Origin of the sequence: Nocardia sp. NPDC127606, from assembly GCF_042671725.1 — a bacterium.
Classification (GTDB): Bacteria; Actinomycetota; Actinomycetes; order Mycobacteriales; family Mycobacteriaceae; genus Nocardia.
This window is the reverse complement of sequence record NZ_JBHXWQ010000002.1, coordinates 591,588-605,203: the sequence shown is the minus strand read 5'-3', so window position 1 is coordinate 605,203 and position 13,616 is coordinate 591,588. Positions and strand designations below refer to the sequence as shown.

Genomic DNA, 13,616 nt, shown 5'->3' with positions numbered 1-13,616 from the left:
TGCACACCTCGTACCGATATCGACGCGCACTGCCACTCATCCGCACCGCGCGCGGACCAGCCAGTGTTCGTTCCACCTATCCATCCATCCCGACCACCGTGCGCCGCTCGTGCGGCTGCCCGGTGTTGCCGATCATCTCACTGAGCGCGACAATCCTCGCACCTGTTCCGTCGCCGGGTTCGGCAACGGCCACCGCGGACTCGGTGAACACGTGGCTCACCTCGTCCGCACCCCCCTGGTCTGCCCCCATCACCAGCGTCGCGCCCGCGATCGCGGCCGCGACGATCTCGAGCACGCCCGCCACCGAATCCGGTCGGCCCGCCGCTCGCGTGCGTGATTCGAAGTTGAGCCCGGTGCGCTCGGCCACCTGCTCGGCCGCGGTCGCCAAGTCGTCGTAGCTCAGTGTGCGGCCGCCGCCGACGAAGGCCACGTCGTCGCCGCGCAGGGCGCGGGTGCGGTGCGCGTAGCCGATCGGGCGAGGTGATTCCGCGGCCAGTTCGGCGCGCAGCGCGGGGTCGGCCAGGTCGTACCAGTCCAGGCCGTCGGGGGCGTCGAGGATGTCGATGGTCAGGCCGAGTTTCACCTCGAGGTTGCTGCCCGGCGGGCGCGCGTCCATCGTCATCAGCGGCACCACCGCGGCGCCTGCCTTGAGCACCGCCCAGGTCGCGATCGCCGCGTCCACCCCGCGGTCGAGCCGGACCGCGACTCCCGTGCCGGGTCCGGCGCCGCGGGCGATCAGGGAGCGCGCCAATTGTGAGGAGCGGGCGTCGAATTCGGCGTAGGCGATCTCGGCCTCACCCAGCTCGAGGGCGGGTGCGTCCGGGTCTTCCTCCACGGCCGAGGCCAGTTCCTGCGCCAGCGCGGCGCCGTTGGCCGACGGCACGGGGGCATAGGCCGCGGCCGTCAGTTCGCGTTCGCGTTCGCTGGCATCACGCAGGTCGATATCGCCGACTCGCACCGTGGGATCGGCGGCGACCGCGGTGACGATCTCGGTGAGCCCGCGCGCGAAGGCGGCGACGGTGTGTTCGTCGAAAAGGTCGGTGGCGTAGGTGAAGACGACGCCGATCTCATCGGGTTCGCCGGTCGCGGACAGGCGCGGTTCGATATTGACCTGCAGATCGAACTTGGCGGGCCGGGCCGCGAGGTCCATCGCCTCGATGGTGAGGCCGGGCAGGCGGAGCACGGGGGTCTCGTTGTTGTGGAAGGAGAGCACCACCTGGAACAGCGGGTTGTGCGACACGGTGCCGGTCGGGGCCACCTCCTCGACCACGCGCTCGAACGGCAGGTCGGCGTTGGCGAAGGCGGCGAGGCCGACCTCGCGTGCGGTGCTGACCAGTTCGTCGAAGCCGCGGCTCGGGTCGACCTCGGTGCGCAGGGTCAGGGTGTTGACGAACATGCCGACCAGGTCGTCGAGTTCGGGTTCACCCCGGCCTGCGATCGGGGTGCCGATCGCGATATCGGTGCTGCCGGAGATCCGGGCGAGCAGCACGGCCAGTGCCGCGTGCACGACCATGAACAGCGACGCGTTGTGCCTGCGGGCGATCTCGGCGAGGCGGACATGAACGTCGGCGGGCAGGGTGGTGCTCACGTCGGCGCCGCGCAGCGAGGCGTGCGAGGGGCGCGGATGATCGTGCGGCAGTTCGACCGTGCCCGCCTGCCCCGACAGCGTGTGCCGCCAGAACTCCAACTGCCTCGCGGCGGTGGAATTCTCGTCGGATTCCGAGCCGAGCACCTCGCGCTGCCACAGCGCGTAGTCGGCGTATTGCACGGCCAGCGGCGCCCAGGCGGGTGAGCGTCCCTCGACGCGGGCCCGGTAGGCGATCACGAGGTCGCGAGCCAGCGGAGCGAGGGAGGCGCCATCGGCGATGATGTGCTGCACCACCACGGCGAGCACGTATTCTTCCTCCGCGAGCGGGTCGTCGGCAGGCGAGGTGAACAGCCCGGCGCGCAGGGGAACTCGCTCGGCGACATCGAAACCGCCCGCGAGCAAACGCATCACCCGGTCACGTGGATCGTCGCATTCCTCCAGCGCGAGGCCGGTCGGCAGAACCGCGCTGACGGGCAGGATCTCCTGGTACGGAACAGCGTCGGCGTCATCGGCCGGGAAGCGGGTGCGCAACGCCTCGTGCCGTTCGAGCACATCGGCGACGGCATAGCGCAGCGCCGAGGTGTCGAGCGCGCCGCGCAACCGCAGGACCAGCGGGATGTTGTACGCCGGCGAATCGGGGTCGATGCGGTTGAGCAACCACATCCGCTGCTGCGCGGGCGAGAGCGGAACGACGCCACGATCCTGCGCCGGGATCAGCGGCGGTCGTGGCGCGGCCACCGAACCAGGACGCACGCGCGCCGCGAGCGAGCCGACGGTCGGCGCCTCGAACAGGTCACGCACCACCAGGTCGGTACTGAGCGCCTGGTCGATGCGGGCGATGGCCCTGGTAGCCAGCAGCGAGTTGCCGCCGCGGTCGAAGAAGTTGTCGTCCAAGCCGATCTCGGGCACGCCGAGCAGGGTGGCGAATACCTCGGCGACGCTGAGTTCGATGGGAGTGGTCGGCGCGCGGAAGGTGGTGGCGGCGGTGAACTCCGGTGCGGGCAGTGCGGCCCGGTCGAGTTTGCCGTTGGTGGTCATCGGCAGTTCCGGGACCACCACGACAGCGTCGGGAACCATGTATCCGGTGAGGAAGCCGGCCACGGCGGCCCGCACTTCCACCGGGTCGAGAGCCGCGGCCACGTGAGGATCGGCGGGCGCGAAGTCGTCGCCGTCGGACCCCGCTCCGCTGTCGCCACGTCCGAAGCGCGCGCCGACCGGAGGCTTCGGAAGTACGGTAGTGGGCGCGTCGTGCGGCTCGACTACATCTGTCGCCGGGACGACATAGGCGATCAGCCGGTCTCCGGCGTGCTCGTCGGCGCGCACGATGACCGCGGACTGCCCGACGCCGGGCACCCGGAGCAGGGCTGCCTCGATCTCGCCCGGTTCGATGCGGAAACCACGCAGTTGCACCTGCTGGTCGCCGCGGCCGCCGTATTCGAGGGTCGGAGTGCCACGGAACCCGATCCAGCGGCCGAGGTCTCCGGAGCGGTAACGCCGGGCGCCCGGTTCACCGAACGGGTCGGCGACGAATCGAGTGGCGGTGAGGCCCGGCTTGCCGAGGTAGCCGCGCGAGAGCTGGTTGCCCGCGATGTAGAGCTCACCTGCCACACCGAACGGCACCGGACGCAGACGGTCGTCGAGCACGACCACCGACAGTCCGGGCAGCGCGCGGCCGATGAGGCTGCCGGGCAGGTCGACGGCGGTTCCCCCGATGTGGTCGGTATCCGCGCCCGCCCGATCGGTCACGATGTCCGCGGTCCGCGAGGTCAGAACCTGGTGCGAGACGTGGACGGTGGTCTCGGTGATGCCGTACATGTTGACGAGTTCCGGTGCGCCCGGCCCGTTTCCGTAGCGGTCGTACCAGCGGCTGAGCTTGCGGGGATCCAAAGCCTCACCGCCGAAGACCACGTAACGCAACGGCAGCCCGGTGGCGCCCGCGGCCTGCGCGGCCCGGTCGGCTTCGTCGAGTTGAGCGAAGGCGGTGGGCGTCTGGCTCAGCACCGTCACGTGTTCACGGGCCAGCAGTTCGCGGAATTCGATCGGCGACCGGGAGGTGAGGTGGTCGACGACGACCACCGACGAACCGCCGGCCAGCGCGCACCACAGTTCCCAGACGGAGAAGTCGAAGGCGAAGGAGTGGAACACCGTCCACACGTCGTCCTCGTCGAACGTGAACAGCAGCTGGGTGTTGGCGAACAGCTCGAGCACATTGCGGTGGGTGACGCCGACGCCCTTGGGCAGGCCGGTGGAACCCGAGGTGTAGATGACGTACGCGAGATGATCCGGGCGCAGCGGGGCGCGACGTTCATCGGGTCGCAGGGGCGCATCGCTGTAGACGGGCGGCTCGTCGAGCAACACCACGGGCAGATCCGCGAGCGGCGCCAGCAGTCCGCGCTCGGCCGAGGTTGTCAGCAGGACAGCGGGTTTCGCGTCGTCGACGATGTAGGCCAGCCGCTGCGCGGGGTATCCGGAGTCGATCGGCAGGTAGCCCGCACCCGACAGGAGCACCGCGAGCAGCGCGATCGGCAGCTCCTCGGTGCGCGGAACAGCCACGGCCACCAGGGTTTCCGGGCCCGCGCCCTGCACGACGAGCGCGCGGGCCAGCGCCGATGCCCTCCCGAGGAGGTCGGCGAAGGTGAGGGACCGCTCCCCCGCCCTGATCGCGATCGCCTCGGGACGCTGTTGCGCCTGGGCGGTGATCAGGTCGGTGAGAGTCACCTCCGGAACAGTCATGCCGGGCGAATAGCCTTCGCGCAGCACGAGTTCACGCTCACCGGGGGCGAGCACGTCGATATCGCCGACCGGCTGCGCGGGGTCGGCCACCACCGCGGCGAGTACCCGAATCCAGCGGTCGGCGAAGTCGGCGACCGTGGCGCGGTCGAAAAGGTCGGTGGCATAGACGAAGGTGGCCGACATGCCCTGCGGCGCGCCGTCGACGCCGATGCGTTCGGCGAGTTCCACCTGCAGATCGAACTTCGCCAGTGGCACCGTGAAGTCGGCGGCGGAAACGGCGAGACCGGGCAGCGCGAGGTCGGTGCGGGCCAGGTTCTGGAAGGTCAGCATCACTTGGAACAGCGGATGCCTCGCGGTCGAACGCACCGGCTCCAACAGGTCCACGAGCCGCTCGAACGGCACGTCGGCATGCCCGAAGGCGGCCAGATCGCGTGCTCTGACCTCGGCGAGAAGCCCGCCGAAGTGCATCGCCGGATTCACCTCGGTACGCAGGACCAGGGTGTTGACGAACATGCCGATCAGCTCGTCGAGCGCCTGCTCGCCACGGCCCGCCACCGGGGTCCCGATCGCGATGTCGCGGCTGCCGGAGAGCCGGGCCAGCAGCATGGCCAGCGCGGTGTGCACCACCATGAACAGCGTGGCGTTGTGCTCGCGGGCCAGCGCGGACAGACCGGCGTGCACCGAGGCGGGCACCTGCACGCTCAGCGACCCGCCCGCCCGGCTCGACACGGCGGGACGCGGCCGGTCGGTGGGCAGTTCGAGCTGTTCGGGCAAGCCGGACAGCGTCTTTCGCCAGAAGGCCAGTTGCGCGGCGAGCAGCGAAGCCGGGTCGTGCTCGGCGCCGAGCAGTTCGCGCTGCCACAGCGTGTAGTCGACGTACTGCACCGGCAGCGGCGGCCATTGCGGCGCGCCGCCCCCGCGCCGTTCGGCGTAGGCGGTGAGCAGATCCCTGGTCAGCGGCGCGAACGAGAAGCCGTCGGCGGCGATGTGGTGCACCACGCAGACGACGACGTGCTCGTTGTCCGAGATCGCGAGCACCCGCACCCGCACCGGCGGCCCGGCGGTGACGTCGAAGCCGGTCAGCGCGGCAGCGCCGATCGCCTCGGTCAGGTCCTCCTCCGCCACCTCGACGACGTCGAACTCGGGCATCGCGGCCGGGTCGCCCGCCGCCAGCACCAGCTGGTGACCTTCGCCGTCGAGGACCGCGCCGTGGCCCTCGGCGCCGATGCCGTCGGACACCGGGTAGACGGTGCGGAGGACCTCGTGGCGCGCGATCAGGTCGGCGATCGCGGCGCGCAGGGCGGGTAGGTCGAGGCGGCCGGAAAGGCGGACCGCGACCGGGATGTTGTCCACGGCCGACGCGGGGTCGAAGCGGTTGAGAAACCACATCCGCTGCTGGGCGTAGGACAGCGGGACCAGCCCGGGGCGCGGACGCGGCGTCAGCGGGAGCGCGTGTGCCGAAACACGCTGCTGCTCTGCTCGATTGGCGAGAGCGGCGACGGTCGGCGCTTCGAACACCGCCTGCACCGGCACCCGCACGTCCAGCGCGGCGCCGATGCGGGCCACCGCCTGCGCGGCGAGCAGCGAGTCGCCGCCCAGTTCGAAGAAGTCGTCGTCGGCGCCGACCCGGCCGGCGCCGTCATGCAGCAACAGCGCGGCGAACACGTCGGCCACCACCTGTTCGGCCGGGGTGGCGGGCGCGCGGAAGCCGCGCGCGGTGAACACCGGCGTCGGCAACGCGGCGCGGTCGAGTTTGCCGACCGAGGTCAGCGGCAGCTCGTCGAGGACCATGATCACCGACGGAATCATGTACGCGGGCAACGATTCCGCGAGGAAGTCCGCCAGGGCGCCGGTGTCGACCGTGCGGCCGACGCGCGGCAGCACATAGGCGACCAGCGCCGTGGCGCCCGAGGGCATCGTCTTGCCCAGTGTCACGGCGTAATCGAGGTCGGGGTGCGCGGTGAGCGCGTTGTCGATCTCGCCGAGCTCGATCCGGAAGCCGCGCACCTTCACCTGGAAGTCGGTGCGGCCCAAATATTCCAGCGTGCCGTCGTGTTCGAACCGGCGCACCAGATCACCGGTGCGGTACAGCCTGCCCGGCCCGAACGGCGAGGCGACGAAACGTTCCGCGGTGAGCCCCGGCCTGCCCAGATACCCCTGCGCGAGCGCGGGACCGGAGAGGTACAGCTCGCCGACCACTCCGGCCGGCACCGGTCGCAGCCGCGCATCGAGCACGTACAAGCCCATGCCGGGCACCGCGGTGCCGATGGTGATCGGCGCGTGTGCCCGCAGTGCCGAGGTACTGGTGGCCAGGATCGTCGCCTCGGTGGGGCCGTACCCGTTGTAGAACGCGCGCTCACCGGTTGCCCAGCGGCCGACCAGTTCCGGGCCGAACCGGTCGCCCGCGACGATCACGGTCGACAGATCCGGCAGCCCGGCCGGGTCGACGGACTCGAGCGCGCCGGGGGTGATCAGCAGGTGGGTGATGCGTTCGCGGCGCAGCAGGTCCGACAGTTCGAAACCGCCGAAGACGCGCGGCGGCGAAACCACCAGTGTCGCACCGGCACCGAAGGCGAGCAGCAACTCGAGTACCGACACGTCGAAGTTCGGCGAGCAAACATGCAGCACCCGCGAATCAGGTTGCACGCCATAGTGTTCGCGCTCGGCGGCGACCAGCGTGGCGAGCCCGGTGTGCGTCACCACGACGCCCTTCGGCTTACCGGTGGAGCCGGAGGTGTAGATGACGTAGGCCGGGTGGCCTTCGTCGATCGGGCGGACCCGGTCGGCGTAACTCACCGCGTGTCCCGGCCGCACGGCGATGCGCTCGGCGACCACCGGGTCATCGAGTTCGATCCAGTACGCGGTGGTTCCGAGGCAGGCGCGATGCGCCGCGGTGGTCAGGCCGATGGTCGCGCCGGAGTCGGCGACGATGTGGGCGATCCGGTCGGCCGGGTAGGCCGGGTCGACCGGCACGTACGCGGCGCCGGTCTTGGCGATGGCCCACACCGCGAGCACGGATTCGATCGAGCGGGCGATGGCGATCGCGACGACGTCGCCCGCGCCCATGCCACGGTCGATGAGTTCGCGTGCCAGGCGCGAGGAGCGCTCGTCGAGCTCACGATATGTGAGGTGCTGTTCCGCGCCGGGCATCCCGGTGGGGTTGTAGCGCAGCGCGATCGAATCGGCCGCGGATTCGACGGCGGCCGTGAGCAATTGACCGAACAACGGTGCGCCGATAGCACGTCGGCGACCGGCACGGCCCGTGCGGCGGGGGGTTTCCACAGACCAATACACCTCTCGCGTCCGGCGGCCGAGTCGGACACAGCATAGCCACACCTACATAGCCGCTGCCGACCGTCGCCGAGGTGTGCGCCACGACACACCAACTCTATCGCAACAGAATCGTAATGCCCATGTAGTCCGTTACGGACGTGTATCGCCGGATCCGTCCGCACCTGCGACGACCTGCGCAATTGCCGGTCCGGAGGTGGCTACCGCCACAGCCGAGAGCATCTCCTGGTGGGCGGCCTCGACCGGGTGATCAGCAATGATCCCGCTGACGAACGGGCGCCATCGCGAGGCCCCGTCCCCCAGCTTTTGGGGGGTCCGCAGGGCGGTGAAATAGGTCAGATCACCGTCGAATCGTGCGGGTTCGAGCTCGGTGAGAAGCGCCACCGAGCGCAGTGCGCCGCGGTACATGCCCACGAATTGCGCGCGCGAGATCGGCGTGTCTGCGGCCAGAGTTGTGTGCAGTGATTCCAGTGCCTCGTCGCCGAGTTCGGTGAGTTGGCCGGGCAGTTGCCGCTCGGGTATGCCGAGCTCGGTGAGCACGTGCCGCAACTCGGTGGCGAAATCGGCGAGTGCGGCGCCGGGGAGGCTGTCGAGCATCGTCAACGACGCCACCGTCTCGCCCTCGGCTTGCAGGCGGGTCGCGACGGCCTGCGCCAGCACGCCGCCGAGGGACCAACCGAGCAGCTGATAGGGGCCATGGGGCTGGACGCCGCGGATTTCGGCCAGGTAGCGGTCGACCAGCTCGTCGGCTGAGGTCGGCCGGAATTCCGGATCGCTCAGTGCGGGTGACTGGATGCCGACCACGGGCTGATCGTCGGGCAGGTGCGGCACCAGGCTCGCGTAGGCCCACGCCAGACCCGAGACGGGGTGCACACAGATCAGCGGCGGGCGGGTGCCGCGGCGGGCGATCGGGAGCACGACCGCGAGTGCGGCTTCGAGGTCGGCCGCGCCCGCGTGGCCGTCGCCGATTCTGGAAGCGAGACCGGCGACGGTCGGGTCGGCGAAGAACGCGGCGACGGTGAGCTTCACGCCGGTGTGTTCGCGCAGGTGGTGCACGACGCGGGTGGCCAGCAGCGAGTTGCCGCCGAGAGCGAAGAAGTCGTCGTCGAGGCCGGGGTTCCGCGCGCCGAGGACCTCGGTGAACACGGCGGCTACGGCGATCTCGTGCTCGGTCTCGGGCGCGCGGTAGCGGCGGGGTTCGACCACCGGCGCCGGCAGGGCGGCCCGGTCGAGCTTGCCGTTCGCGTTCAGCGGGAGGTGGTCGAGCACGACGAAGGCCGAGGGCACCATGTAGGACGGGAGCACCTGCGCCACCGCGGCTTTGGCCTGCGCGGTGGTGAGCGTTTCCCCGGGTGCCGGGACGACATAGGCAACCAGCCGGTCACCGAGTTGCGGATCGGTCATGGCCACGACCGCTGCCTGAGCGATCGGGGGCGCGGCGAGCAGGGCGGCTTCGATCTCGCCGAGTTCGATGCGGAAGCCGCGGATCTTGACCTGGAAGTCGGTGCGACCGCGGTACTCGAGTTCGCCGTCAGCGGTCCAGGCGACCAGATCGCCCGTGCGGTACATGCGGGCGCCGAGCTCGGTGAACGGGTCGGCGACGAAGCGGTCGGCGGTGAGGTCGGGGCGGGCGAAATACCCACGGGCCAGCTGGGCGCCCGCCAGATACAGCTCGCCCGCGACACCTACCGGGACCGGACACAGGCGGGCGTCGAGGACGTAGGCGCGGCTGTTCCATTCGGGCCTGCCGATCGGAACCGTGCTGCGATCGGCGGTGGTGACGCGGTGGTCGGTGATGGAAACCGCGGCCTCGGTCGGGCCGTACAGGTTGTGCAGCGCCGCCGAGTTCGTCGCCAGGAAACGCTGAGCAGTCGCGGCGGGGAGGGCCTCGCCGATGGCGAGTACGCGCCGCAGCGAATTCGGCAGCACACCGGCGGATTCGGTGAGCAGCGCGTCGAGCATCGACGGCACCACGTGCAGGGTTGTCACCGAGTGCGCGGCGAGCGCGCGGAGCAAGTAGGCGGGATCGCGATGGCCTTCCGCAGCGGTGAGCACCAGGCGAGCACCACAGATCGCGGCCGACCAGAATTCCCAGACCGACAGGTCGAAGGTGGCGGCGGTCTTCAACAGGACCGAGTCGTCGCGACCGAGGCCGAACGCCGCTGTCTTCCACAGCAACTGGTTGACGATGGCGGCGTGCGAGACGGCGACGCCCTTCGGCTTGCCGGTCGAGCCGGAGGTGAAGATGACGTAGGCGGTGTTCGCTGGCCGCAACACACCGATGCGCTCGTCGGCCGCGATCGGGGCGGCGGACACCGCCGACAGGTCCAGGTCGTCGACGGCGATCACCGGCACACCCTGTGTCGCGTCGACGCCGGTGGTGAAACCAGCACGCGTGGTGCTCAATACGCAGGTCGGAGCAGCGGTCGCGAGCACATGCGATACCCGATCGGCAGGCTGGTCGGGATCGACGGGAACGTAGGCGGCGCCCGCCTGCGTCACCGCGTACATGGCGACGACCAGCTCGGTCGAGCGTCGCATCGCCAAGGCGACCCGGTCCTCGACGCCGACGCCCTGCGCGATGAGGTGTCGCGCCAGCTGATTCACGCGGGCCGCGAACCCACGATAGGTGAGCGCGGCGCCGTCGGCGTCGACGAGCGCCACACCGTCCGGGTTCGCGGCGGCGGTGTCGGCGAACAGGGCGGCGAGGGTCGTGGCCGGGGTGGTGTGGCCGGTCGCGTTCCAGTCGTGCAGGATTCGCGCACGCTCGGCATCGAAGAGCAGGTCGATCTCGTCGACGGGGCGTCCCGGCGCGGCGGCGATCGCGGTGAGTACCCGCGCGAAGCGATCGGCGTAGGACTGTGCGGTCGACTCGTCGAAAAGGTCCGTGGCATAGGTGAACACGCCGCTGATTCCCTGCGCGACGCCGGCACTGTCGTAGCCGTCGGCGACGATGGCGTGCAGATCGAACTGCGACACCGCGAGATCCACGTCGACGCCCTCCACCGCGGTCTCGCCGAGTTCGAGGCCGGAGCGGCTGAGGTTCTGGAAGGACAGGCCGACCTGGAACAGCGGGTGGCGGGCAGTGGAGCGGGCGGGGTTGATCGCCTCGACGAGTCGCTCGAACGGCAGGTCGGCGTTCGCGAACACCTGCAGGTCGGTATCGCGTTGGCGGGCGAGCAGTTCGGTGAACGACTCGCCGGACCGGAGCGTGGTGCGAAAGACCAAGGTGTTGACGAACATGCCGATCAGGTCGTCGAGCGCGGCTTCGCCACGGCCCGCGACGGGGGTACCGACCGCCAGATCGTCGGTGCCCGCCAACCTCGCCAATGTCACCGCGAGGGCGGTGTGCACGACCATGAACAGCGTCGCGCCCTGATTGCGCGCCACAGCCAGTAGGGCACGGTGGGTTTCGGCGTCGACCTCGATCGGGACGCGACCACCGGCGAAGGACTGCACGGCGGGACGCGGCCGGTCGGCGGGCAGGTCGAGCTGGTCGGGCAGCCCGGCCAGCGCGCCACGCCAGTAGGCGAGCTGGGCCGAGGCCAGCGACCGCGGGTCGTCCTCACTGCCGAGCAGGGCCCGCTGCCACAGCGCGTAGTCGGCGTACTGCACGGCCAGCGGCGCCCACCGCGGCGCGTCACCCGCCGAGCGGGCCGCGTAGGCGAGCATGAGATCCCTGGTCAGCGGGGCGAGCGAGGAGCCGTCACCGGCGATGTGGTGCACCACCACCGCGAGCACCGCGTCGTCGCCGCCGAGCTCGAACAACGCGACGCGCAACGGCACCTGGCCGCGCACATCGAACCCCGACGAACCGAACTCGCGCATGGCGGCGGTGAGCTGCTCGGGCGCGATCGAGCGCACCTCGAGCCGCGGCGTCGCCTCGGTCCCGGCCAGGATCTGCTGGATCGGCCCGTCGTCGGTCTCGGGGTAGATCGTGCGCAGGGTTTCGTGCCGGGCGACGAGATCGGCGACGGCGGCGCGCAGAGCCTCGACGTCGATGGCGCCGTGCAGCCGCACCGCCATCGGGATGTTGTAGGCGACCGATCCCGGGTCGAACTGATTGAGGAACCACATCCGCTGCTGGGCCAGCGACAGCGGAATCCGCGCGGGCCGCTCCCCCGCCGTCAGCGCGGGACGTGCACCCGCACCGGCGGATTCGGCGAGTCGCCGGGCCAGCGTTTCCACCGTCGACGCCTCGAACAGCAGCCGGACCGGGAACTCGGTGTCCAGCGCGGCGCCGAGGCGGGCGGCAACCTGGGTGGCCATCAGCGAGTTGCCGCCGAGGGCGAAGAAGTCGTCGTCGAGGCCGAGCTGAGTATCGCCGAGGTCGAGCACCTGAGCGAAGGTGCCCGCCACGATCTGCTCGACCGCCGTTGCGGGAGCGCGGAATTCGGCGTGTTCGAGGATCGGCGCGGGCAGCGCCCTTCGGTCGAGCTTGCCGACCGGGGTGAGCGGGATGGTGTCGAGTTCCATCAGCACGGTCGGCACCATGTGCGCGGGCAGGCTGCGCTCGGCGAAGGCGGTGAGCGCGGCGGTGTCGACGGTCGCGCCCGGCGCCGCGTGCACGTAGGACACCAGAATGGTGGCGCCGCTGTCGAGTTCGTGGCCGATGGTGGCGGCGAAGTCGAGGCTCTCGTGAGCCGAGAGCACCGCGTCGATCTCGCCGAGTTCGATGCGGAAGCCACGGATCTTCACCTGGAAGTCGTTGCGGCCCACATAATCCAGCGCACCATCGGCGGTCCAGCGGACGAGGTCGCCGGTGCGGTAGAGGCGAGAACCGGCCGGGTCGAACGGATTCGCGACATAGCGGGAGGCGGTGAGACCGGGGCGGGCGTGGTAGCCGCGGGTCAGCTGGGCGCCGGTGATGTAGAGCTCGCCGGTGACGCCGGGCGGAACGGGGCCGAGCCGGTCGTCGAGGACGTATTCGGCGACGCCGTTGATCGGGCCGCCGATGGCCATCGGGTCGCCCGGTTTCAGCGGCACGCTGATGTTGGTGACGATGGTCGTCTCGGTGGGCCCGTACACATTGTGGAATTCGCGCAGCGTGCCGTCGGCGAGCGGAATCGCCCAGCGCCGCAGCAGATCCGGCGCAACGGCCTCGCCGCCGACCGCCACCACCCGGAAGTCGTCGAGCCCGTCCGGGTCGATCGAGGCCAGCGCGGCCGGGGTGATGAACGCGTGGCTCACCCGCTCCCGCCGCAGCAGCGCGGCCAGATCGTCGCCGCCGTACACACTCGGGTCGACGATCACCATCGTGGCGCCCGCGCCGATCGCCAGCAGCAGCTCCAGCAGCGAGGCATCGAACGACGGCGACGCGAAATGCAACGTGCGCGAAGTGGATTCGACACCGTAGTGCCGACGTTGCTCCTCGCTGAACCCCGCGAGCCCTGCCTGCGTCACCGCGACGCCCTTCGGCAGGCCGGTGGAGCCGGAGGTGTAGATGAGGTACGCGAGATCCTCGGCCCGCACCGGACGCAACCGATCCGCGGCGGTGATCGCCGCGCCGGAGAGATCGTCGACAAGACGGCCGGTCTGCTCAGCGTCGAGTTCGAGCCACTCCACCTGTGACGGAAGGCCGTCGGCGACGGCCGCGACGGTCAGTCCGAAGACCGCGCCGGAGTCGGTGACCATGTGGGCCACACGGTCCGGGGGATAGTTCGGGTCGACGGGGACGAAGCCCGCACCGGTTTTGGTGACGGCCCAGACGGCGAGTACCGATTCGATGGAGCGCGGGATTCCGAGGGCGACCAGGTCGCCCGCGCCGATGCCACGGCCGATCAGGAAGCGGGCGATGCGATTCGAACGCTCGTCGAGTTCGGCGTAGGTGAGGCTGCCGATGGTGTGGGTGGCGTCGGCGAGGACGACCGCGAGGCCGTCGGGGTTGGTCTCGACCGCGGTGGCCAGCAGCTGCGCCAACGCGGTGACGCGCGGGCGACGCGTACGAACCGGTCGGGTTCTTGCCGGTCGTGTCATAGCTGTTCCACCTCACCCATCACCGAAA

1 protein-coding gene and 1 pseudogene are annotated in these 13,616 nt (G+C 70.5%); both read right to left on the bottom strand.

The genetic code is table 11. The features are described from left to right. Positions 1–76 precede the first annotated feature (76 nt). The gene (locus tag ACFVJ5_RS13600; RefSeq protein ID WP_379220256.1) at positions 77–7,603 is read right to left on the bottom strand and encodes an amino acid adenylation domain-containing protein; all 7,527 of its coding nucleotides are present in this window, start codon (positions 7,601–7,603) and stop codon (positions 77–79) included. Positions 7,604–7,744: 141 nt separating this feature from the next. Next, positions 7,745–13,561 (bottom strand): annotated as a pseudogene (locus tag ACFVJ5_RS13595) (amino acid adenylation domain-containing protein); the annotation flags it as partial. Positions 13,562–13,616 lie beyond the last annotated feature (55 nt).